Annotated in this window: 23 protein-coding genes; 17 read left to right on the top strand and 6 right to left on the bottom strand. The window is 58.6% G+C overall.

Translation table 11 applies throughout. The annotated features are described in order from the left end of the window. Window positions 1-406 precede the first annotated feature (406 nt). From ACR0AG_RS19205 to ACR0AG_RS19125, 17 genes are all read left to right on the top strand, one after another. Entirely contained in the window at window positions 407-622 is a 216-nt protein-coding gene (locus ACR0AG_RS19205; protein WP_480841930.1) for a DUF1127 domain-containing protein, read from the top strand. A 204-nt stretch (window positions 623-826) separates the two neighbouring features. Then, the gene (gene rplO, locus ACR0AG_RS19200; protein ID WP_480841929.1) at window positions 827-1,300 is read left to right on the top strand and encodes a 50S ribosomal protein L15; all 474 of its coding nucleotides are present in this window, start codon (window positions 827-829) and stop codon (window positions 1,298-1,300) included. Window positions 1,301-1,409: 109 nt separating this feature from the next. Further along, on the top strand, window positions 1,410-2,774 hold the full coding sequence (secY, locus tag ACR0AG_RS19195; protein ID WP_480841927.1) for a preprotein translocase subunit SecY: 1,365 nt from the start codon (window positions 1,410-1,412) through the stop codon (window positions 2,772-2,774). Further along, window positions 2,771-3,415, top strand: coding sequence for an adenylate kinase (locus ACR0AG_RS19190; RefSeq protein ID WP_480841925.1), 645 nt, complete (start codon window positions 2,771-2,773; stop codon window positions 3,413-3,415). Before secY ends, ACR0AG_RS19190 begins: the two co-directional genes overlap by 4 nt. Before the next feature lie 413 nt (window positions 3,416-3,828). After that, a complete protein-coding gene (gene rpsM, locus ACR0AG_RS19185; RefSeq protein WP_170613752.1) occupies window positions 3,829-4,197 on the top strand; it encodes a 30S ribosomal protein S13 in 369 nt (122 codons plus the stop codon). Window positions 4,198-4,213: 16 nt separating this feature from the next. After that, window positions 4,214-4,603: a 30S ribosomal protein S11 gene (gene rpsK / locus ACR0AG_RS19180; protein ID WP_008757289.1), complete on the top strand. Its 390-nt coding sequence runs from the start codon at window positions 4,214-4,216 to the stop codon at window positions 4,601-4,603. A gap of 114 nt (window positions 4,604-4,717) precedes the next feature. Continuing rightward, on the top strand, window positions 4,718-5,734 hold the full coding sequence (locus ACR0AG_RS19175; RefSeq protein ID WP_480841923.1) for a DNA-directed RNA polymerase subunit alpha: 1,017 nt from the start codon (window positions 4,718-4,720) through the stop codon (window positions 5,732-5,734). A gap of 180 nt (window positions 5,735-5,914) precedes the next feature. Then, on the top strand, window positions 5,915-6,337 hold the full coding sequence (rplQ, locus tag ACR0AG_RS19170) for a 50S ribosomal protein L17 (protein ID WP_480841921.1): 423 nt from the start codon (window positions 5,915-5,917) through the stop codon (window positions 6,335-6,337). A 136-nt stretch (window positions 6,338-6,473) separates the two neighbouring features. Continuing rightward, a complete protein-coding gene (locus ACR0AG_RS19165) occupies window positions 6,474-7,859 on the top strand; it encodes a trypsin-like peptidase domain-containing protein (RefSeq protein WP_480841919.1) in 1,386 nt (461 codons plus the stop codon). Window positions 7,860-7,863: 4 nt separating this feature from the next. Beyond that, a complete protein-coding gene (locus tag ACR0AG_RS19160) occupies window positions 7,864-9,177 on the top strand; it encodes a replication-associated recombination protein A (protein ID WP_480841917.1) in 1,314 nt (437 codons plus the stop codon). A gap of 109 nt (window positions 9,178-9,286) precedes the next feature. Continuing rightward, a complete protein-coding gene (locus ACR0AG_RS19155) occupies window positions 9,287-10,330 on the top strand; it encodes an RluA family pseudouridine synthase (protein WP_480841915.1) in 1,044 nt (347 codons plus the stop codon). Further along, entirely contained in the window at window positions 10,327-10,998 is a 672-nt protein-coding gene (locus ACR0AG_RS19150; RefSeq protein WP_480841913.1) for an HAD-IA family hydrolase, read from the top strand. The genes ACR0AG_RS19155 and ACR0AG_RS19150 overlap by 4 nt, the downstream gene beginning before the upstream one ends. 4 nt (window positions 10,999-11,002) lie before the next feature. Next, the gene (locus tag ACR0AG_RS19145; protein WP_480841911.1) at window positions 11,003-11,710 is read left to right on the top strand and encodes an ATP12 family chaperone protein; all 708 of its coding nucleotides are present in this window, start codon (window positions 11,003-11,005) and stop codon (window positions 11,708-11,710) included. Window positions 11,711-11,914: 204 nt separating this feature from the next. Beyond that, on the top strand, window positions 11,915-12,931 hold the full coding sequence (locus ACR0AG_RS19140; protein ID WP_480841909.1) for an amino acid ABC transporter substrate-binding protein: 1,017 nt from the start codon (window positions 11,915-11,917) through the stop codon (window positions 12,929-12,931). A 126-nt stretch (window positions 12,932-13,057) separates the two neighbouring features. Next, complete coding sequence (locus ACR0AG_RS19135; RefSeq protein ID WP_480841907.1) at window positions 13,058-14,290, top strand: amino acid ABC transporter permease; 1,233 nt, start codon at window positions 13,058-13,060, stop codon at window positions 14,288-14,290. 3 nt (window positions 14,291-14,293) lie between these two features. Further along, window positions 14,294-15,592, top strand: a complete 1,299-nt coding sequence (locus ACR0AG_RS19130; protein WP_480841905.1) for an amino acid ABC transporter permease — start codon at window positions 14,294-14,296, stop codon at window positions 15,590-15,592. A 12-nt stretch (window positions 15,593-15,604) separates the two neighbouring features. Beyond that, window positions 15,605-16,396 carry an amino acid ABC transporter ATP-binding protein gene (locus ACR0AG_RS19125; protein ID WP_480841903.1) on the top strand — a complete coding sequence of 264 codons (792 nt, stop codon included), beginning with the start codon at window positions 15,605-15,607 and terminating at the stop codon, window positions 16,394-16,396. A 63-nt stretch (window positions 16,397-16,459) separates the two neighbouring features. Here ACR0AG_RS19125 and ACR0AG_RS19120 read toward each other — a convergent pair whose 3' ends face one another. The 6 genes from ACR0AG_RS19120 to yidC are packed head-to-tail and all read right to left on the bottom strand — an operon-like array spanning window position 16,460 to window position 21,803. After that, entirely contained in the window at window positions 16,460-16,957 is a 498-nt protein-coding gene (locus ACR0AG_RS19120; RefSeq protein WP_480841901.1) for a SixA phosphatase family protein, read from the bottom strand. Next, window positions 16,954-17,640: a ferredoxin gene (locus tag ACR0AG_RS19115; protein WP_480841899.1), complete on the bottom strand. Its 687-nt coding sequence runs from the start codon at window positions 17,638-17,640 to the stop codon at window positions 16,954-16,956. The genes ACR0AG_RS19120 and ACR0AG_RS19115 overlap by 4 nt, the downstream gene beginning before the upstream one ends. A 25-nt stretch (window positions 17,641-17,665) precedes the next feature. Beyond that, window positions 17,666-18,529 (bottom strand): acetylglutamate kinase, encoded by an 864-nt coding sequence (argB, locus tag ACR0AG_RS19110; protein ID WP_480841897.1) that lies wholly within the window; start codon window positions 18,527-18,529, stop codon window positions 17,666-17,668. A 60-nt stretch (window positions 18,530-18,589) separates the two neighbouring features. Beyond that, window positions 18,590-19,243, bottom strand: a complete 654-nt coding sequence (yihA, locus tag ACR0AG_RS19105) for a ribosome biogenesis GTP-binding protein YihA/YsxC (RefSeq protein ID WP_480841895.1) — start codon at window positions 19,241-19,243, stop codon at window positions 18,590-18,592. Beyond that, window positions 19,240-19,977 carry an MOSC domain-containing protein gene (locus tag ACR0AG_RS19100; protein ID WP_480841893.1) on the bottom strand — a complete coding sequence of 246 codons (738 nt, stop codon included), beginning with the start codon at window positions 19,975-19,977 and terminating at the stop codon, window positions 19,240-19,242. Before ACR0AG_RS19100 ends, yihA begins: the two co-directional genes overlap by 4 nt. Further along, on the bottom strand, window positions 19,974-21,803 hold the full coding sequence (yidC, locus tag ACR0AG_RS19095) for a membrane protein insertase YidC (RefSeq protein WP_480841891.1): 1,830 nt from the start codon (window positions 21,801-21,803) through the stop codon (window positions 19,974-19,976). Before yidC ends, ACR0AG_RS19100 begins: the two co-directional genes overlap by 4 nt. Window positions 21,804-21,914: the final 111 nt, after the last annotated feature.

Genomic DNA, 21,914 nt, shown 5'->3' with positions numbered 1-21,914 from the left:
GCATGACCCGGTTTTGATACTCAGCTAAAGGCGCAAGCTTTTCAGGGAACGCACGATAGACGTGGCTCAGGTTTGCGTCTTCGGGCATCGACGGAAACAAGCGTTTCATTTCGGCTCCTCAGCAATTCAGCGCCGTACATCTTAGTGGAACTTGGGGTTTTCGCAATCAAAGAGCTTTCTGCGGGTTGCTCTGATATGTGTGGTTGTCAGCTTTGTCCGCACAGTGGACATTCATTGCGACCAGCGTCGCACGCGAAATTTCTGTTTCGCCATTCCCTCACTGCATATCGGCTAGACCAAAACCTCTGTTGTGGACGATTTCGCCTGCACCTATCTGCCTTGTGTCCACAAAGGAACACATGGAAACGCCCGGGGAATGCGCCTCGGTACAGAAAGGAATAGTAACATGGCACATACAGCAACTCTGACACATGGTGGCTTCAACCTGATCGGTCGCATTGCGAACCTGATCCGGCGCGTTGGTGAAAACCGCACACGGGCTGCGGAATACAGCCGCACATATCGCGAACTGCAAAGCCTGAGCAATCGCGAGTTGGACGACATCGGCGTGCGCCGCTGTGATATCGCGGACATCGCGCACAAGCACGCATTTTGCGTCTAAGTCGATACCGCCGACTACCGAACCCCGAGGCGCCAATCCGGCGCCTCTTTTGGTTTTTGCGGTTGTGATACAAGAAACCTTGCAACCCTAACCGCAACGCTGTAGAGCGCTCCGGTGGAGTTGTGTCCACGAGAATCAAAACCAAGAAACGCCGTGGTTGGCCCATCACGCTTCGGGGGTCACATCCGGCTTAGGAGAAGCGATATGAAACTGCACGAATTGCGCGACAATCCTGGCGCCAGCCCGAAACGGACCCGTGTTGGCCGTGGTCCGGGCTCTGGCAAAGGTAAAATGGGTGGCCGTGGTATCAAAGGCCAGAAATCCCGTTCGGGTGTGGCCATCAATGGCTATGAAGGCGGCCAGATGCCGCTGTACCAGCGCCTGCCCAAGCGTGGCTTCAACAAGCCGAACCGCAAGGCATTCGCCGCCATCAACCTGGGCCTGATCCAGAAATTCGTCGACGCCGGCAAGCTGGACGCCAAGGCTGCGATCACCGAAGACGTGCTGGTGGCGTCCGGTCTGGTGCGCCGCAAACTGGATGGCGTGCGCGTTCTGGCCAAAGGTGAAATCACTGCCAAAGTGAACCTGGAGGTCACTGGCGCTTCGAAATCTGCTGTTGAAGCAGTTGAGAAAGCGGGCGGTTCACTGACGGTCACAAAAGCTGCTGCGGCAGAGTAAGCGCTTGTGAGCGGGCCCAGACCCGCTTACATAGACCTCAGAGTTTTCCAAGACGCCGCCCGAGCCGGAAAACGGTTCCGGGCGGTGTTTGCATAAGAGAGACCGATTTATGGTATCAGCAGCAGAACAAATGGCAGCCAACACAAGCTGGGCTGCTTTGGGCAAAGCCACCGATCTGCGCAACCGCATCCTGTTCACGCTTGCGTTGTTGATCGTCTATCGTCTGGGCACCTTCATTCCGGTTCCGGGCATTGACGGGCAGGCCCTGCGCGAGTTCATGGAGCAGGCGGGGCAGGGCATCGGCGGCATGGTTTCGATGTTCACCGGTGGGGCCCTGGGGCGCATGGGCATTTTTGCTCTTGGCATCATGCCCTACATCTCGGCCTCGATCATCGTGCAGCTGCTGACATCCATGGTTCCCGCGCTCGAACAGCTCAAGAAAGAGGGCGAGCAGGGACGCAAGAAGATCAACCAATACACCCGTTTCGGCACCGTGGCCTTGGCCACCGTGCAGGCTTATGGCCTAGCCGTCTCGTTGGAATCGGGCGATCTGGCGACCGATCCGGGCTTGTTCTTCCGCATGTCGACCATGATCACGCTGGTCGGCGGTACCATGTTCCTGATGTGGCTGGGTGAGCAGATCACCGCGCGTGGCATCGGCAACGGTATCTCGCTTATCATCTTTGTGGGCATCATCGCCGAGGTTCCGGCGGCCCTGGCGCAGTTCTTTGCTTCTGGCCGTTCGGGTGCGATCAGCCCTGCTGTGATTGTGGGTGTCATCGTTATGGTCATCGCTGTGATCACTTTTGTGGTGTTCATGGAGCGTGCCTTGCGCAAGATCCACATCCAGTACCCGCGCCGTCAGGCTGGTATGAAAGTCTATGAAGGCGGCTCCAGCCACCTGCCGGTCAAAGTGAACCCGGCGGGCGTAATCCCGGCGATCTTTGCCAGCTCATTGCTGCTGCTGCCGGTGACGATCTCGACCTTCTCGTCGGGTGCCACGAACGGGCCGGTCATGTCCTGGCTGCTGGCCAACTTCGGCCCCGGACAGCCGCTGTACCTGCTGTTCTTTGCGTCGATGATCGTGTTCTTCGCCTATTTCTACACGTTCAACGTGTCGTTCAAGCCGGACGACGTGGCAGACAACCTGAAAAAACAGAACGGTTTTGTTCCGGGTATCCGTCCGGGCAAGAAAACCGCCGAGTATCTGGAATACGTGGTCAACCGCGTGCTGGTTCTGGGTTCGGCCTATCTGGCGGCGGTCTGCCTGTTGCCGGAAATCCTGCGCGGTCAATTTGCCATTCCGTTCTATTTCGGCGGCACGTCCGTTCTGATTATCGTTTCGGTGACCATGGACACGATCCAGCAGGTCCAAAGCCATTTGCTGGCGCATCAATATGAAGGGCTTATCGAAAAGTCTCAGCTGCGCGGCAAAAGCAAGAAACGCGGCAGAAAGGGAGCTGCTCGTCGATGAACATCATTCTTCTCGGCCCCCCGGGGGCAGGCAAGGGAACGCAAGCGCGTCACCTGGTTGAGACCCGCGGCATGGTGCAACTGAGTACCGGTGACATGTTGCGCGAGGCCAAGGACAGCGGCACCGAAATGGGCAACCGCGTGGCCGAGGTGATGGCAAAGGGTGAGTTGGTCACTGATGAGATCGTCATCGGCCTGATCCGTGAAAAGCTGGAACAAGGTGCCAAGGGTGGCTTCATCTTTGACGGCTTCCCCCGCACGCTGGCGCAGGCCGATGCTCTGGGTGAATTGCTCGAAAGCACCGGTGAGGCGCTGGATGCTGTCATCGCAATGGAAGTTGACGATGAAGCCCTGGTTGCACGGATCACTGCCCGGTCGACCTGTGGTGGTTGCGGTGAGGTCTATAACGACATCACCAAACCGATTCCGGCAGATGGCAAATGCACCAATTGCGGCAAAGAGAATGATTTCAAACGCCGTGCTGACGACAATGAGGAAAGCCTCAAGACCCGTCTGATGGAGTATTACAAGAAAACCTCGATGCTGATCGGTTACTACCACGCCAAGGGCAACCTGTCCTGGGTCGACGGTTTGGGCGAGATTGATGAGGTTCAGGGCGCAATTGCAGGCGTGCTGGATTAAGCGCTTTTCTGGCCTGTGTTTCGGAACGCCTACAACAAAGCTTCCGCAACTTTCTTGTTCGGCTTAATTGTCGGGTTTATCGGGGGTGCTCTACTAGGCGCGATTAGCACGGTCAGCTTGGGCGGAATAAACACGCATATCGATTTCTGCAACGACCAAACCAGCAAACATTTCATCTTTGACGAGTATGTCAGAAGGAAGGTTTGCTGGCCTGACTGATAAGGGCTTGACGGCACCAGCAAAAGCCCATATCGACCCCCATCCCTAAAGGGAATCAAGATCGCGTGAGGGATTCGTCCCGAACGCCCCGACCACCTCGAATAATGCTGGACCCTCTGGCGACACTGCCACGGTCAAGCGTTGTGAAAAAAGGTTCTGGAGCTACGGAACCGCAACGAAAAGGAAAGTGACACGTGGCACGTATTGCCGGCGTAAACATCCCGACTGCAAAGCGGGTACCAATCGCCCTCACATATATCACCGGTATCGGAAACACCTCGGCACAAGCGATCTGCGAAGCCGTGGGCATCGAAGCGCACCGTCGCGTCAACGAGCTGTCCGACGCCGAAGTTCTGGCCATCCGCGAACATATTGACGCCAACTACACCGTCGAAGGTGACCTGCGTCGTGAAGTTCAGATGAACGTCAAGCGCCTGATGGACCTGGGCTGCTATCGCGGTCTGCGTCACCGCCGCAACCTGCCGGTTCGCGGTCAGCGCACCCACACCAACGCTCGTACCCGCAAAGGCCCCGCAAAGGCCATTGCCGGTAAGAAGAAATAAGAGGGGGGTCTGACCGATGGCACGTGACAAGACTCGCGTTAAGCGCAAAGAGCGCAAGAACATCGCATCGGGCGTTGCCCATGTGAACTCGACCTTCAACAACACCAAGATCCTGATCTCGGACGTACAGGGCAACGCCATCTCGTGGTCGTCTGCCGGTACCATGGGCTTCAAGGGATCGCGGAAATCGACGCCTTATGCGGCTCAGATGGCTGCAGAAGACGCGGGCAAGAAGGCTCAGGAACATGGCGTCAAGACGCTGGAAGTCGAAGTTCAGGGCCCGGGTTCGGGTCGTGAATCGGCCCTGCGTGCGCTGGCTGCTGTTGGCTTTAACATCACGTCGATCCGCGACGTGACGCCGATCGCGCATAACGGTTGCCGCCCGCCGAAGCGCCGCCGCGTCTAAGCGACTTTGAATTTGGCTGGGGCTGTGTTTTTGCACGGCCCCAGCACGTCATTTTGAACCTCGGGCGTCTGCACCTTGTTGGTCATGGGGCGCGGACAGGAATGGAGGGATTACATGATCCATAAGAATTGGGCAGAATTGATCAAGCCGACCCAGTTGGACAGCAAGCCGGGCAACGATCCCGCGCGTCAGGCAACCTTGGTTGCCGAGCCGCTGGAACGTGGTTTTGGTCTGACCCTGGGCAACGCGCTGCGCCGCGTCCTGATGAGCAGCCTGCAAGGCGCGGCCATCACCAGCGTTCAGATCGACAACGTCCTGCACGAGTTCTCGTCCGTGGCGGGTGTGCGTGAGGATGTCACCGACATCATCCTGAACCTCAAAGGCGTGTCGCTGCGCATGGAAGTCGAAGGCCCCAAGCGCCTGTCGATCAATGCCAAAGGTCCCGCAGTTGTCACCGCGGGTGACATCAGCGAAAGCGCCGGTATCGAGGTTCTGAACCGCGATCACGTCATCTGTCACTTGGATGATGGCGCCGACCTGTTTATGGAACTGACGGTCAACACCGGCAAGGGTTACGTCTCGGCTGAGAAGAACAAGCCCGAAGACGCGCCCATCGGCCTGATCCCGATCGATGCAATCTATTCGCCGGTCAAAAAGGTTGCCTATGACGTTCAGCCGACCCGTGAAGGTCAGGTTCTGGACTATGACAAGCTGACGCTCAAGATCGAAACCGATGGCTCGATCACGCCTGAGGACGCACTGGCCTATGCCGCGCGTATTCTGCAGGATCAGCTGTCGATCTTCGTCAACTTCGACGAGCCGGAATCGGCTGGCCGCCAGGACGAAGACGATGGTCTGGAGTTCAACCCGCTGCTGCTGAAGAAAGTGGACGAGCTGGAACTGTCGGTCCGTTCGGCAAACTGCCTGAAGAACGACAATATCGTTTACATTGGCGACCTGATCCAGAAGACCGAAGCCGAGATGCTGCGCACCCCGAACTTCGGCCGCAAGTCGCTGAACGAGATCAAAGAAGTGCTGTCCGGCATGGGTCTGCACCTCGGCATGGATGTCGAGGACTGGCCGCCCGACAACATCGAAGATCTGGCGAAGAAATTCGAAGACGCCTTTTAAGGCAATGCCGGGCTGAAGCCCGGCCTACTTCGAACCAAATCGTAGGGCGGGCTTCAGCCCGCCACACGCAAAACAAATGCCCGGATTGCCGGGGACAAAATGGGCACTTCCGCCCCAAGGAGAGCCGGTGACACGCATCGCCGGCCAGACAAAGCAAAAACGCAAGATAGGAATTGAACAATGCGTCACGCACGTGGTTACCGCCGCCTGAACCGTACTCATGAGCACCGTAAGGCTCTGTTTGCGAACATGGCTGGCTCGCTCATCGAACATGAGCAGATCAAGACAACTCTGCCCAAGGCAAAAGAACTGCGCCCGATCATCGAAAAGCTGGTCACTCTGGGTAAGCGCGGCGACCTGCACGCCCGTCGTCAGGCCGCATCGCAGCTGAAAGAAGACAAAGACGTCTCAAAGCTGTTCGAAGTTCTGGGCCCCCGCTATGCGGAGCGTCAGGGCGGTTATGTCCGCATCCTGAAAGCCGGCTTCCGCTATGGCGACATGGCACCGATGGCGATCATCGAATTCGTGGATCGTGACGTCGACGCCAAGGGCGCAGCTGACAAAGCCCGCGTTGCTGCCGAAGAGGCTGCTGACGACGAATAAGATCCGACCGCTTTGGTCATCTTGAAAACCCGCCCAGTTTTGGGCGGGTTTTTTTGTTGCCGCCTGCAGGTTGCGCCTGACTTGCAAAGCGGCCTTGTTCTCAGCATATGTTCAGCGGGTAGTGACCGGAGGGGATATGATCCGAGCCTTCTTACTTTGCACCGCGCTGTTGTGGCCTGTCAGCGGTCTGGCAGAGACCCGTGTGCCGCAGTCGCAGGCCGAAATCAGTTTGGGCTTTGCTCCGGTGGTCAAGCAATCGGCTCCTGCGGTTGTGAACATCTACGCCAAGATCGTGCGCCAGGGGCGGTCCAATACCTTATTTTCGGACCCGTTTTTTCAGGACTTTTTCGGCGGCGGATTTGGCACGCCGCAGCCGCGGGTTCAAAACTCGCTCGGCTCGGGCGTGATCCTCAGCAAGGACGGGTACGTGGTGTCAAACTACCACGTCGTCGGAACCGCCACAGAAATTCGTGTGGTGACCACGGACCGCCGGGAATATTCGGCGCAGGTCGTGTTGGGGGATCGCGAAAGCGACATCGCCATTTTGCGGTTGGAGGACGCCAAAGACCTGCCCTATCTGCCGATGCGAGATTCTGATCAGGTCGAGGTCGGAGAGCTTGCGCTGGCCATCGGCAATCCGTTCGGCGTTGGTCAGACCGTGTCGTCGGGCATTATTTCTGGCCTTGCGCGGTCGGGAACGGCCACGGGCAACGCGCTTGGGTATTTCATTCAGACGGATGCGCCCATCAACCCGGGCAATTCGGGCGGGGCGCTGATTGATGTGAACGGTGATCTGATCGGGATCAACACCTCGATCCTGACACGTTCGGGCGGGTCGAACGGTATCGGGTTTGCGATCCCGGCAAATCTGGTTGCTGAATATCTGGAACAAGCCCGTGCCGGGAATACACAATTCGTCAGCCCCTGGGCGGGCATGGCGGGTCAGCATATGAGCGCGGATATCGCGGATTCTCTGGGGCTGACATTTCCCGAAGGCGTGGTGATTTCCGATCTGCATCGCCTCAGCCCTTTGGCCGAGGCCGGTCTGAAGGTGGGTGATGTGGTCACCCACGTGGACGGGAAAGAGGTGAACTCACCCGCTGAAATGAAGTTCCGCATGTCTGTTTCCGGGGTTGGTGGAACGTCAGTGTTGACCCACCTGCGCGGAGAGGTCCGTTCAGAAGTCGTGGTCAACCTGATCCCCGCGCCGGAAATCCCGGCGGCCGAGGAAACCACCTTGGGGGATGGCACGGTTCTACCCGGCCTTACAGTGGCCAGGGTCAATCCGGCGCTGATCATCCGGTTGGGGTTGCTGTTGTCGCAGGAAGGCGTGGTTGTCGTTAACCCCGGCCGCTTTGGCGGTCGCGCCGGGTTGCGTCCCGGGGATGTGGTAAGCGCGATCAACGGCGAAGGCGTCGAACGACCCCGCGATGTTGCCAACGCCCTGACCGATCCCGGGCGACGGGTCCAGATGGATATTGTACGCGGCGGGCAATCCCTGTCCCTTCGGTTCAGATTGTAATCGCATGAGCGATCTGTTCGACACCGGTGCAACCGAACCTGCCAGCAATGCGCATCGCCCGTTGGCAGACAGGCTGCGCCCGCAGACCCTGGCCGAGGTGATTGGTCAGGAACAGGTTTTGGGCCCGGAAGCACCCTTGGGTGTCATGCTGGCCGCAGGATCGCTATCCAGCCTGGTGTTCTGGGGCCCGCCCGGTGTTGGCAAGACCACGATTGCGCGGTTGCTGGCGCAGGAAACCGATCTGCATTTTGTCCAGATCAGTGCGATCTTCACCGGTGTGCCCGATCTGAAAAAGGTTTTCGAAGCGGCCAGGATCCGTCGTCAGAACGGGCAAGGGACGCTGCTGTTTGTCGATGAGATCCATCGCTTCAACAAGGCGCAGCAGGATGGGTTTCTTCCTCATATGGAAGATGGAACGATCCTGTTGGTCGGTGCCACCACCGAAAACCCGTCATTCGAGCTGAACGCCGCTGTGCTCAGCCGGGCGCAGGTTCTGGTGTTGGAACGGCTTGGCCTTTCCGATCTGGAAAAACTGACGCAACGGGCGGAAAAGGAACTGGGTCAGGCATTGCCACTGACGCCTGCGGCCCGGGACGCGTTGCAAGAGATGGCCGATGGTGATGGCCGCGCGTTGTTGAACCTGATCGAACAGGTCGGGGCCTGGACGGTCGATGCGCCGCTGGATCCGGACGGCCTGTCGAAACGGCTGATGCGTCGGGCGGCGAAATACGACAAATCCGGCGATGAGCACTACAACCTGATCTCGGCTCTGCACAAATCGGTTCGCGGATCAGACCCGGATGCCGCGCTTTACTGGTTCGCGCGAATGCTGACCGGCGGCGAGGATCCCCACTTTCTGGCGCGGCGGCTAACGCGGATGGCCGTTGAGGATGTCGGGCTGGCCGACCCGCAGGCCCAATCGATTTGCCTGCAGGGTTGGGAAACCTATGAACGGCTCGGCTCGCCCGAAGGTGAATTGGCGCTGGCGCAGGCGGTTGTCTATCTGGCGCTGGCACCAAAATCGAATGGGGCTTATGTGGGCTATAAAGCTGCCATGCGGCTTGCCAAACAATCCGGCAGCGCGCCGCCGCCCAAACATATCCTGAATGCGCCCACATCGCTGATGAAGGATCAGGGATATGGTGCGGGCTATGCCTATGATCATGACGCCGAGGATGGGTTTTCCGGGCAGAACTACTTTCCCGAAGACATGAAGCGGCCAGAACTCTATCAGCCCGTGGAACGCGGGTTCGAACGCGAGTTGAAAAAACGATTGGAATACTTCGAAAAACTCCGCGCCCAGCGGTCGAACAGCTAAGGCTGGCTTGACTCTTTGTGCAAGGCAGGCGACAGACGCGCGAGTTTTCAAAAGAACGGGACCAGGCGATAACCGGGCGGTTCAACCGTGCGGCGCAAGGGGTAATGGCATGAGCGGTGTGCAGATGATCACAGTGGCCGAAGGCGACGGCGACCAACGCGTTGACCGTTGGCTGCGCCGTTTGTTTCCCCATGTCAGCCAGGGCCGGATCGAAAAGATGTGCCGCAAAGGGGAGCTGCGGGTCGAAGGTGGCCGGGTCAAGGCCTCGACCCGGTTAGAGGCCGGGCAAACCGTCCGTGTGCCGCCCTTGCCGGATGCCGAACACAAGCCTGCCGAGGTCCGGCGACGGCTGTCGGATGCGGATACCAAGATGATCCAGTCCTGCGTGATCTATCGCGATGACCAGGTGCTGGCGCTGAACAAGCCGCACGGCTTGCCGGTTCAGGGCGGCAGCGGCCAGACGCGGCATGTCGACGGCCTGTCCGAGGCGCTGCGCTTTGGCTATGATGAAAATCCCCGTTTGGTACACCGGTTGGACAAGGATACCTCGGGCGTGTTGCTGATGGCGCGCACGCGCGAGGCCGCCAAGGGGCTGACCGCTGCGTTCCGGCACCGCAACACACGCAAAATCTATTGGGCGCTGGTCGCAGGTGTGCCCACACCCTATCTGGGCGAAATCAAAACCGGTCTGGTCAAGGCACCCGGCCATGGCAAGCAGGGTGAAGGTGAAAAGATGATCGCCCTGCACCTGAATGAGGTTGACGACACGCCCGGCGCAAAACGGGCGCATACGCTTTATGCGACGCTCTACCGGGTTGCCGGGCGCGCCGCCTGGGTAGCGATGGAGCCCGTCACCGGGCGCACGCATCAATTGCGCGCGCATATGGCAGCGATTGGCCATCCGATCATAGGCGACGGTAAATATGGCGGCTCGGGGCAGGAAAACCTCGGCGACGGCTGGGGCGCGCAATTGGGCGGGATCATAAGCAAAAAGCTGCATTTGCACGCGCGCAGCCTATCCTTTGAGCACCCCATGACCCGCAAGCCGGTGACGGTGACCGCCCCGTTGCCGGATCACATGAAAAACAGTTGGGATACCTTGGGTTGGACCGAGGATTTGGCTTCGGACGATCCATTTGAGGAACTGAGATGAGCGCACCGCTGCGGCTTGTGCTGTTCGACGTCGATGGCACGCTGGTTGACAGCCAAGGCAGCATCGTTGCGGCGATGACCGCCAGTTTCGAGGCCGCGTCGCTGCCGGTTCCGGCCCGAGAGGCGACCCTCTCGATCGTCGGTCTGTCCCTGCCGCAAGCCATGGCGCATTTGGCACCCGAACAATCGGCAACCGTTCGTGATCAGTTGGTCGAAGGATACAAGCACGCCTATCACGCACACAGGCTAGAGCAGGGCGCGGCCAGTTCTCCGCTTTATCCCGGCGCGCGCCAGGTGGTTGAGGCATTGCATGCACAGCCCGAAACCCTGTTGGGGGTGGCGACGGGTAAATCCAAACGTGGCCTGGATGCTTTGCTTGAGGCGCATGATCTGCAGAAGTATTTCGTGACCTGTCAGGTGGCGGATCACCATCCGTCCAAACCGCACCCGTCCATGATTGAAACGGCTCTGGCAGATACCGGAGTTGCCGCGGCGGATGCGATCATGGTTGGCGACACCAGCTATGACATGGAAATGGCGCGGGCCGCCGGGGTAACCGGTGTCGGCGTAAGCTGGGGGTATCACCGGCGATCCGCACTGCATGCGGCGGCCTGTGTGATCGACCGCTTTGATCAATTGCCCGGCGTTCTGGCCGGATTTCGGGAATAAGACGATGAGCGATTGGAAGCCGAAACGTTTTTGGAAAGAAAGTACGGTTGTCGAGGCCGAAGGCGGCCACACCGTCGAATTGGACGGTCGGCGCGTCAAGACACCGGCCAAGGCGACGCTGGTATTGCCGACATGGGATATGGCCGATGCCGTAGCCGCCGAATGGGACGCGCAAGACAAAGAGGTTGATCCGGCGACGATGCCCTTCACCCGCTCGGCCAACGCGGCCATCGACAAGGTCCGGGTGCAGCACGGCGAGGTTGCGGACATGTTGGCGGATTACGGCGATTCGGACCTGTTGTGTTATCGCGCCAGCCACCCCGAAACGTTGCAGGAGCGCCAGGCGGCGGCATGGGATCCTGCGCTGGACTGGGCTTCGGATGAGCTGAACGCGCGTCTGACACCGGTTGTTGGCGTCGTTCACGAACCACAATCCAAACCGGCATTGAATACGCTGCGGCGCCAGGTCCATGCGCTCAACGCGTTTCAACTTGCGGCGTTCCATGACCTTGTCAGCCTGTCGGGTTCGTTGATTCTGGGATTTGCTGCTGCAAAAAATTGGCGCAACCCCGACGAAATCTGGAACATCTCGCAGCTTGATGAGAATTGGCAAATCGAACAATGGGGCCATGACGACGAGGCGTCCGCCGCCACCGAAGTCAAAAAGGCAGCGTTTTTGCATGCCAAACGCTTCTTCGATCTCTCATCTTGATCCTCGCTGCGCAGTTTTCCGGTCGATTTCCCGCACCCCAACCCACCTGATCCATTCTTTTCGCTGATCCGGCCCTTGACGTTTGTTTATGAATACGCCCAAACTTGGCCCACTAAAGGGGAGAGACCTTTGGGTAACCTTTCCGACACTCACTGTCGGATCGAACCGTTCCTCCCGGGGATGGATAATCAGGAAGAGGTAAAAATGAAAAAATCCGTAATCTTGGGCGCGGCAACAATAGCCGGTCTTGCAGCTGGTGCTGCAGCGGCAGCGACCGTTGACGACGTCAAAGCACGCGGCAAGCTGAACTGCGGTGTAACCACCGGTCTGGTCGGCTTTGCTGCACCCGACGCGAATGGCGAATGGCAGGGCTTTGACGTTTCGCTGTGCCGTGCTGTTGCTGCGGCCGTCCTGGGTGACGCGAGCGCTGTTGAATTCGTTCCGACCACCGGTAAGACACGCTTTACCGCGCTGGCATCCGGCGAGATCGACATGCTGGCCCGTAACACCACCTGGACCTTCAGCCGCGATGTCGACCTCAAGTTCGAATTTGTTGGCGTGAACTACTATGATGGTCAGGGCTTCATGGTTCCCAAGGCACTGGGCGTAAGCTCGGCCAAGGAACTGGACGGCGCGACCGTTTGTATCCAAACCGGCACCACCACCGAGCTGAACCTGGCGGATTTCTTCCGCTCGAACAACATCAGCTATGAGCCGGTTCCGATCGAAACCAACGCCGAAGCGCAACAGCAGTACCTGGCTGGTGCATGCGACGTTTACACCACCGACGCATCGGGACTGGCCGCAACCCGCGCCACGTTCGAGAACCCCGGTGACCACGTTCTGCTGCCCGAAATCATCTCGAAAGAGCCGCTGGGCCCGCTGGTCCGTCACGGCGATCACGAGTGGGGCGACGTTGTCCGCTGGACCCTGAACGCGCTGGTATCGGCAGAAGAGCTGGGCGTGACCTCGGCCAATATCGACGAAATGTCGGCTGGCACAGACAACCCGGAAGTCAACCGCCTGCTGGGTACCGAAGGTACGCTGGGCGAGATGCTGGGTCTGGATGCTGACTGGGCCGCTCGCGCGATCAAAGCCGGTGGTAACTATGGCGAAGTCTTTGCCAAGAACATCGGTGAAGAAACGCCGATCGGTCTGGCACGCGGCCTGAACGCACAGTGGACCGAAGGCGGCCTGCTGTACTCGCCGCCGTTCCGCTAAGAACTGAACAGAGGAGGGCGCGGGGCAACCCGCGCCCTCTTTCTCATCAAAATGCTGCGGGCTGCTCATGAGCGGGGAAAACCCTGCCGTTAACGAAGCGTCCGAAAAGCACGGGGATTCCAAAATATGTCAACTATGACTGACCCACCGAAAGCTGACTTTCGGTTGTCTATGCTCATAAACGACACCCGCTATCGCTCACTGACATTTCAGGTGATTGCGGCAATCGTTATTGCACTGAGCATCTGGTATCTTGGCAACAACCTGATCCAGAACCTTAGGGCCGCTGGCCTCAACATCTCTTACTCTTTCCTAGGCGATCCGTCCGGTTACGATATCAACCAACGCCTGATCGAGTATGACAGCCAGTCCTCGCACGGGCGTGCAGCGGTTGTCGGCATTCTGAACACTCTGCTGGTGGCGTTCCTGGCCTGTATCACGGCAACCGTGTTTGGTGTCGTCGCTGGTGTTCTGCGCTTGTCGAACAACTGGCTCGTTTCGAAGCTGATGGCGGTGTATGTCGAGATCTTCCGGAATATTCCGGTTCTGATCTGGATCATCATCATCTTCACCATCATGACGGCTGTTTTGCCTGGACCGCGTGAGTTCCGGGGCGAGAACCCCACATCGAGCATGGTTCTGGACCTCTTTGCCTTCACCAATCGCGGTGTTTATGTTCCGCGTCCGGATTTCGCGAACGGGTTCTTCAGTTCGACGTTCCTGAACTGGGTTCTGGTTCTTGCCGTTCTCGTCGGGTCCTGGTTCGTTTCCAAGGAAATCGAGAAACGCGCGACCATCAAACAAGAGGAAACGGGTGAGCGCCCCAAGACCTTGCTGCCAAAGCTGGCAGTCTGGCTGGTTCCGTTCGTAATCCTGATGTTCCTGATGGGCCTGACCTGGAATGTTCCCGAACTGAAGGGATTTAACTTCAGTGGCGGCATCAAAGTCGGCGGTCCCCTGATTGCTCTGTGGTTTGCCTTGTCGATCTACACTGGCGCCTTTATCGCGGAAAACGTCCGCGCGGGTATTCAGGCGATCTCAAAAGGTCAGACCGAGGCTGCATCGGCGCTGGGCTTGCGCCCGGGCCGGGTCATGAACCTGGTAATTCTGCCCCAGGCCTTGCGGGTGATTATTCCACCGCTGATCTCGCAGTACCTGAACATTACCAAGAACTCATCTTTGGCGATTGCAGTGGGCTATGCGGATATCACCGCGACCTTGGGTGGCATCACGCTGAACCAAACCGGTCGTGCGATCGAATGTGTTCTGTTGCTGATGCTGTTCTACCTGACAGCTTCGCTGCTGATTTCGATGGTGATGAACATCTACAACGCATCCGTCAAGTTGAAGGAGCGCTGAGCCATGAGTGATCAAACGACAAACTCGATCGCCTTTGTGGCAGAAGGTACGATCCCTCCCTCACCGCCCCCGGCAAACGAAGTCGGTGTGGCCAAGTGGATGCGCGAGAACCTGTTCTCGGGCGTCACCAACACGATCCTGACGGTCCTCTCGTTGATCCTGATCTACCTCATTTTGAAGAACACACTGCCGTGGATTCTGAATGGGGTATGGAATGCCAACTCTCTGGCCGAGTGCCGTGAGATTCTGGCAGGAAAAACCGGGGCCTGTTTCGCGGTTCTGACCGAACGCTGGCCACAGCTGATCTACGGGTTCAAATACCCTGCCGAGGCTTACTGGCGGCCGAATCTGGCATTTGTCCTGATGCTTGTGGCAATTGCACCGGTCTTGTTCTTTGACCTGCCGCGCAAATTGCTGATCTTCACAGCCCTTTATCCCTTTATCGCATTCTGGCTGATTTGGGGTGGCTCGATTCTTGTACCCATCGTCGCTCTGCTTGGCTGTGTTGCTGCGGGCGCTGTCTTTCAAAAGTTCGGGAAGAACAGCTTCGCCGCTGGTTTTTTTGGGGCAATCATCGTCGCTTTGGTTGTCTGGAATCTCGGTGGAGCACTAATCCCGGAAGATGCGTCCGAAGGAGCATTGCTTTCAGCTGTTCCCAGCCGCGATCTGGGGGGCTTTATGCTCAACATGATGCTTGGCCTTGCCTGCGTGTCATTGTCTGTGCCGTTGGGTATTGCACTTGCACTAGGTCGTCAGTCCGACATGCCGTTGATCAAGTGGGTCTGTGTCATATTCATCGAATTCATCCGAGGCGTGCCTTTGATCACGCTGCTGTTCGTGGCTTCGGTGATGCTGTCCTATTTCTTCCCGCCTGACAGCACGGTCGACCTGTTCCTGCGCGTCGTGATCATGATCACCATGTTCTCAGCGGCCTATATTGCCGAGGTGATCCGCGGCGGTTTGGCAGCGCTTCCGCGCGGACAGTATGAGGCAGCAGATAGTCTGGGTCTGGATTACCCTCAGGCGATGCGTCTGATCATCCTGCCTCAGGCTCTGAAGATCTCGATCCCTGGTATCGTGAACGTGGCCGTGGGCCTCTTCAAGGACACCACACTGGTTTCGGTCATCTCGATGTTCGATCTGGTGGGCATGATCCGGGGCCCCATCCTGGCGTCAACCGAATGGAATGGCGTCTATTGGGAGCTTCTGGGCTTTGCCGCGCTTCTGTTCTTCGTCGTCTGTTACGGCATCTCTCAATATTCCCAGTGGCTCGAGCGTCGCCTTGCCACGGACCATCGTTAAGGAGTTCAACACATGTCTGAACTTGCAATAGAACGCGAAATCGACCGCTCGAAGATGCAGGTGAGCGACGAGGTCGCCATCGACATCAACGGCATGAACAAGTGGTACGGCTCGTTCCACGTACTGCGCGACATCAATCTGACCGTCAATCAGGGCGAGCGGATCGTGATTGCTGGCCCGTCGGGCTCGGGCAAATCCACGCTGATCCGCTGTCTGAACGCGCTGGAAGAACACCAGCAGGGCACGATTGTCGTGGACGGTACCGAATTGTCGAATGACCTGAAAAACATCGACAAGATCCGGTCCGAGGTTGGCATGGTGTTTCAGCACTTCAACCTGTTCCCGCATCTGACCATTCTGGAAAACTGCACGCTGGCTCCGATCTGGGTGCGCAAAACGCCCAAGAAAGAGGCCGAAGAGCGCGCGATGCATTTCCTGGAAAAGGTGAAAATCCCGGATCAGGCGCTGAAGTACCCCGGCCAGTTGTCCGGTGGTCAGCAGCAGCGTGTGGCGATTGCGCGAAGCTTGTGCATGATGCCGCGGATCATGTTGTTCGATGAACCGACATCGGCGCTGGACCCCGAGATGATCAAAGAAGTGCTCGACACCATGATCGAACTGGCCGAGGAAGGCATGACCATGCTGTGTGTGACGCATGAGATGGGCTTTGCCCGTCAGGTCGCCAACCGCGTGATCTTTATGGATGCTGGCCAGATCGTGGAACAGAACGAACCGGAAGAGTTCTTCAACAACCCGCAAAGCGAGCGGACAAAGCTGTTCCTGAGCCAGATTCTGGGCCACTAATAGTAGGATGGGGTGTCACCCCATCTGTGCAAGATCAAGGCGAGGGGCACCCCTCGCCTTTTTCTATTTCAGCAATTCGCGCGGAATGGCAAAGCCTAGCACCCTGCCGCTGTGCCATCGAATGTCGGACCAATCGGCTATGTCAAACTCTACGACTGTGGTGGCGCAAGTCGGATAGTCGAAGAATCTGGGATGCTCAGGAGGGTGTGTTACGATCCGCTCAGCAATATCCGCGATACCGGGATTGTGGCCCAGCACCAGAACGGATGCGCCGGTCGCCTCGGACAACACATCCAGCATCGTCTCGGCCTCGGCGTGATACAGGGCCGGAATGAACCTCACCCGCTCTGTCGTTAGATCCATTCTTTGCCACGTCTCGCGCGTGCGTTGCGCGGACGAGCTTAGAACCTCGTCAGGTTTCCAGCCGTTTTCCGACAGCCAGTCACCAATGGCGGGCGCAGATTTTCGCCCCCGTTTGTTCAGCGGGCGGTCGTGATCGGAAAGGGTCAGGTCATCCCAGCTGGATTTGGCGTGACGTGTCAGGATCAGGGTACGCGTCATGAGGGGTGAAAGGCCCGCATGTGATGAGCGGATTGCTCGGCTGTGCGGCCCGAACCGGCGCTGACCGGGCAGGCGCGCCGGGCGAGGCATCCTCCGGTCATGCAGGTCTGACCTTCGGTCGTTGACAGATGCGCGTGGCAGGCCTCCACGTTGTAAAACTCGACCGTGTTCAAGGCACCGACCGGGCAGGCCGTGGCGCAGGGTGCGGCGCATGTGGTGCAGGGCGACACGTCCGACGCCTGTGGGATGGGAAACTCATCGGAAAAGTGCAATGCGCCTCGGAACGAGATCATCATGCCAACCGTGTCATGCACCAACGCACCAACAGGGCTGCTGAACGTTCGCCCAGATTTCAGCGCCCAGTCAATGAAAGGCGCATAGGGCGGGCCGCCAAATGGAAAATAGGGCTGCGCACCAAGCGCCTTCGCCAATTGTCCGACAACGCGTGTCGACCATCTGTCCACCGGGTCGCCTTGACCGTCTTGCCATTCGGCTGAGGCTTTCAGGACCGGCCAAAACGCGTGCCCAGCACCAAGCAGGACAAGGGTGCCGCTGTCCAACTGCTTGGCGCCGCTTAGCCTTGGGTGCAGCACGCCCATCACGATCAGACCTTCTGCCTGTGCCGCGTCATCAAGACGGACATAGGAAATTGCGTCCGGGGCACCTTGGTTCGGTTCCGCCATTCCACCTCCGCCCCGTGATCGGGGTTCAGTCCGGTCGGATCAGAGACCCGGCACCGTGTTCTGTAAACAGTTCCAGCAGTACCGCGTTGGGCGCGCGCCCGTCCAGTATCACCACCGCGCGCACGCCGCTGTGCAGCGCATCCAGCGCGGTTTCGGTTTTGGGGATCATGCCGCCCGCAATGGTCCCTTCCAGCGTCATCTCGCGGATCTGCCCGGCTTTGAGCTCTGTCATGACCTCTCCGGCCGCGTTCTTGACGCCCGAGACATCGGTCAGCAGCAGCAGCCGGTCAGCCTTAAGCGCCGACGCAATGGCCCCCGCTGCGGTGTCGCCGTTTACGTTGAAGGTTTCACCATCCCGACCTGCACCCAGGGGCGCGATCACCGGGATTACGTCATGCGAGAACAGATCGTGCAGCACCTTGGGGTCCATTTCGGATGGCGAACCAACAAAGCCCAGCGAAGGATCGGTCTGATCGCAGATCATCAGGTTTGCATCCTTGCCCGACAGGCCCACAGCCGATCCACCCTGCGAATTGATGGCCTGCACGATGCGCTTGTTAACAAGGCCGGACAGCACCATCTCGACCACTTCGACTGTGGGTTTGTCGGTCACACGTTTGCCGCCGACAAATTCGGACTGAATGTCCAGTTTATCCAGCATCGCGTTGATCATAGGCCCACCGCCATGCACGATCACCGGGTTTACGCCGACCTGGCGCATCAGCACGACATCGCGGGCAAAGCTTTCCATCGCTTCGTCACTGCCCATGGCGTGCCCGCCCAGCTTGATAACGACGATGGCGCCGTCATAACGCTGCAGATAGGGCAGTGCGCTGTTGAGCGTGGCGGCGGTGGCGATCCAATCCCGGTTCATGTCTCTTGTCTTCATGGCTTAGGTCCCTCTGGCGTTCCGTGTTAGGGCCTTTGCTCAGCCGTGCCAAGGGCGAACCTATTCCAGATGCGCGATGATCGAACGCAGGGTGGGGATGCCGTCACTTTTTTCGGACGAGGTCAGAACGATCTCGGGGTAGGCGGCAGGGTGTTTGGTCAGGGCACCGCGCACCTGGTCCAAGACCTTTTCGCGATCCTTTGCCTTGACCTTGTCAGTCTTGGTCAGAACGCATTGAAAGGTCACGGCGCTGGTGTCCAAAAGCTTCATGATCTCATCATCGACCGGCTTCACACCGTGCCGCGAGTCGATCAGGACAAAGGCGCGCCGCAGGGTCTGACGGCCACTGAGGTATTGCTTGAGCAGGCGTTGCCACTTCTCGACCACCTTGACCGGCGCATTGGCGTACCCATAGCCGGGCAGGTCAACCAGATAGAGATCGGGCCCTTGCGTGAAAAAGTTGATCTCTTGCGTGCGGCCCGGGGTGTTTGAGGCCCGCGCCAGCCCTTTGGTGCCGGTCAGCGCGTTGATTAGACTGGATTTGCCAACGTTGGAACGGCCTGCAAAGCAGACCTCCAGCCGATCGGGGGCGGGCAATCCGTCCATTGCGACGACACCTTTGACGAACTCAGACGGGCCCGCAAACAGTTTGCGCCCGGTTTCCAGCGCGAATTCATCGGGTGCGTCGGCCAGGGGAAAGGGCAGCGTGGTCACAGCAGATGCACCTTGTCGCCGGGCTTGACCTCTCCGCCGCGGATCACCTCGGCATTGACGCCGAAATCCTGATGACCCCAGCTGTCGAGCGCGCCCAACGTATCCGCATCGCGGTGGCCGGTTTCGGGATTTGCAGTGGTCGCAAGGCAGCGTTGGATGCGTTCGCGAATGCTGAACACAGCCTCACCAATCTGAACCTCACGCCCGATCCATTCGAATTCTTCCCACAAGGGCAGGCCATCAAACCAGATGTTTCCGCGCCAGCGATGGATGGACAGATCGTGCCCCAGCCTCTGCGCGACCGCGCGGTGAGACGCCATGTTGAACAGGCTGACCGAGGGGAAATCGCTGTCGGTCATGCCCTGGCCAGCCACCCGAACAATCCGGGCCGAGGCCGCGCGATCCGCGGGCATCAGCGGTTTAACCCAGTTCAGAAACATGTCCTGTTCGGTATCCGGGTCAAAAGTCAAATCCGGCCGATCTGGGTGCTGCAGCGTCATCCGGTCCCCGTCCATGCGGGCAGAGATCGCCATCAACTGAGGGGCCTTCGCCGCCCGGCTGAAATTCGGGCAGGGTGCCCATTCAGACCCATCTGCCTTGGACGCCTCATGCGCGACGGCCCAAACGCGATCCCAGGGCATGGTCTGCCCCGGGCTCAACGTGACGGTCTGTACAGCCTCACGCCCGTGGGCTTTGATAGGATGCCGCCAGAGGCTGATCACCTCGCCCGTCATTTGTCATCCGTCTTCGGCGTTTTCTTGAACCCGGATTTGATATTTCCGAATACATCAGGCGTATATCCCTGACTGCGCATGATCAGGTACTGCTGTGTGAATGTGATTGTGTTGTTCGCAATCCAGTAGACGACCAGACCGCTGGCAAAGCTGCCCAGCATGAACATGAACACCCACGGCATCCAGGCAAAGATCATCGCCTGTGTCGGATCGGTTGGTGCCGGGTTCAGTTTCTGCTGTAGCCACATGGAAATACCCAGCAGGATCGGCAGGATGCCGAGGAAGATCAGTGCCATGAACGTCTCGGGTTGCGGTCCCGCCCATGGCAGCAGACCGAACAGGTTCATGATCGAAGTTGGATCAGGTGCGCTGAGGTCCTGGAACGGGCCAAACCACGGTGCCTGGCGCAGTTCGATGGTGACGAAGATCACCTTATAGAGCGAGAAGAAGATCGGGATCTGCATCAGGATCGGCAGACAGCCTGCGGCGGGGTTCACCTTTTCCTTCTTGTACAGCTCCATCATGCCTTGCTGCATCTTCTGACGGTCGTCTCCAGCGGCCTCTTTCAGGGCTTCCATCTGTGGCTGCAATTCCTTCATCTTCGCCATTGAGACGTAGGATTTGAAAGCAAGAGGGAACAGGATCGCCTTGATGATCAGCGTCAGGCCGATGATCGACCAGCCCATGTTGCCGATCAGCACGTTAATGTTGTGCAGCAGCCAGAAAATTGGCTTGGTCAGGAAGAAGAACCAACCCCAGTCGATGCTGTCGATGAACTTCTGTACACCTTCGGCCTGATATTCGCGGATCGCCTCCCACTCCTTCGCACCGGCAAAGAGGCGTGTGGTCACTTCGGCGGTCTCGCCCGGGGCAACGGTCAGCGTCGGCAGAACGGTTTCCGTTTGGTAGATTTTGCGGCGCGCATCGTATTTTGCAGCGGCTTTGAAGGCCGAACCCGGTTCGGGGATCAGGGTGGTCATCCAATAGTGATCGGTAAAGCCGATCCAGCCGTCTTCCTTGACCTGATAAACCTCGGCCTGCGCCCGTTCATTCGGGTCGATGTCGAAATCGCGCACGTCGCCATAATCGATTTCGGCCAGCGTGCCATCCGCCATACCGATGACGCCCTCGTGCAGGATAAAGAAGTTCTTGAGCCCCGGCAGATCGCCGTCTTCACCAATTCCGTGACGCGCGAGGATGCCGTAAGGCGCCATGCCAACCTCGGCCTCGGTCGCGTTTTCCACCGACTGGGTGACGGTGAACATATAATCTTCGTCGACCGAAATGACTCGACGGAATGTGAGCCCGTTTCCGTTGTTCCAGATCAGGGTGATCGGGCTGTCGACGCCCAATGTCTCACCTTGCTCGATATCCCAGATGGTGTTGGGGCCGGGAACGTCGTTACCCGCAAGGCCCGCACCCGGGGCCCATCCATAAAGGGCGTAATAGGCGGATTCCGAACCGACCGGGGCCAGCAATTCCACAATCGGGGCGTCTCCTTCTATCGAGACTTTGTAATCTTTCAGAAACAGCTCGTCGATGCGGCCACCGGACAGCGAAAGGCTGCCTGAAAGCCGTGGAGTGTCGATCTGCACGCGGGGGGCCTGTGCTTCGGGCAGAGTTTCCTCTGCCGCGGTGGTGGCTTCGCCCACGGTGCCGGTGCCGGCTGCGCTGGGTGTCTGAACCTCGTTGCCTTCAACCGCAGCAACCTCGGCTGTTTCGGGTGTCGTGGTTTGCTCGGGCGGCGGAAACAACACGAACCACACGAGGATCACCATAAAGCTGAGTGCGGTTGCGAGGATTAGATTCTTGTTCTGATCGTCCATCGGGGACAGCCACCTTGCGCAATGAAAGACACCCGGTGGGTTCAACAGAGTGCAGCCCAAAAGGTCAAGCGGAATCGCCCTTATTTTCGGTCACACGCTGCGATCCTATCC

Source organism: Ruegeria sp. H6, assembly GCF_056532975.1.
This window is presented reverse-complemented; position numbering and strand designations above follow the sequence as displayed.

Coding starts and splice junctions, on each gene's coding strand:
- ACR0AG_RS19205 (WP_480841930.1), top strand. CDS start 407: ATGGCACATACAGCAACTCTGACACATGGTGGCTTCAACCTGATCGGT.
- rplO (WP_480841929.1), top strand. CDS start 827: ATGAAACTGCACGAATTGCGCGACAATCCTGGCGCCAGCCCGAAACGG.
- secY (WP_480841927.1), top strand. CDS start 1,410: ATGGTATCAGCAGCAGAACAAATGGCAGCCAACACAAGCTGGGCTGCT.
- ACR0AG_RS19190 (WP_480841925.1), top strand. CDS start 2,771: ATGAACATCATTCTTCTCGGCCCCCCGGGGGCAGGCAAGGGAACGCAA.
- rpsK (WP_008757289.1), top strand. CDS start 4,214: ATGGCACGTGACAAGACTCGCGTTAAGCGCAAAGAGCGCAAGAACATC.
- ACR0AG_RS19175 (WP_480841923.1), top strand. CDS start 4,718: ATGATCCATAAGAATTGGGCAGAATTGATCAAGCCGACCCAGTTGGAC.
- rplQ (WP_480841921.1), top strand. CDS start 5,915: ATGCGTCACGCACGTGGTTACCGCCGCCTGAACCGTACTCATGAGCAC.
- ACR0AG_RS19165 (WP_480841919.1), top strand. CDS start 6,474: ATGATCCGAGCCTTCTTACTTTGCACCGCGCTGTTGTGGCCTGTCAGC.
- ACR0AG_RS19160 (WP_480841917.1), top strand. CDS start 7,864: ATGAGCGATCTGTTCGACACCGGTGCAACCGAACCTGCCAGCAATGCG.
- ACR0AG_RS19155 (WP_480841915.1), top strand. CDS start 9,287: ATGAGCGGTGTGCAGATGATCACAGTGGCCGAAGGCGACGGCGACCAA.
- ACR0AG_RS19150 (WP_480841913.1), top strand. CDS start 10,327: ATGAGCGCACCGCTGCGGCTTGTGCTGTTCGACGTCGATGGCACGCTG.
- ACR0AG_RS19145 (WP_480841911.1), top strand. CDS start 11,003: ATGAGCGATTGGAAGCCGAAACGTTTTTGGAAAGAAAGTACGGTTGTC.
- ACR0AG_RS19140 (WP_480841909.1), top strand. CDS start 11,915: ATGAAAAAATCCGTAATCTTGGGCGCGGCAACAATAGCCGGTCTTGCA.
- ACR0AG_RS19135 (WP_480841907.1), top strand. CDS start 13,058: ATGTCAACTATGACTGACCCACCGAAAGCTGACTTTCGGTTGTCTATG.
- ACR0AG_RS19130 (WP_480841905.1), top strand. CDS start 14,294: ATGAGTGATCAAACGACAAACTCGATCGCCTTTGTGGCAGAAGGTACG.
- ACR0AG_RS19125 (WP_480841903.1), top strand. CDS start 15,605: ATGTCTGAACTTGCAATAGAACGCGAAATCGACCGCTCGAAGATGCAG.
- ACR0AG_RS19120 (WP_480841901.1), bottom strand. CDS start 16,957: ATGACGCGTACCCTGATCCTGACACGTCACGCCAAATCCAGCTGGGAT.
- ACR0AG_RS19115 (WP_480841899.1), bottom strand. CDS start 17,640: ATGGCGGAACCGAACCAAGGTGCCCCGGACGCAATTTCCTATGTCCGT.
- argB (WP_480841897.1), bottom strand. CDS start 18,529: ATGAAGACAAGAGACATGAACCGGGATTGGATCGCCACCGCCGCCACG.
- ACR0AG_RS19100 (WP_480841893.1), bottom strand. CDS start 19,977: ATGACGGGCGAGGTGATCAGCCTCTGGCGGCATCCTATCAAAGCCCAC.
- yidC (WP_480841891.1), bottom strand. CDS start 21,803: ATGGACGATCAGAACAAGAATCTAATCCTCGCAACCGCACTCAGCTTT.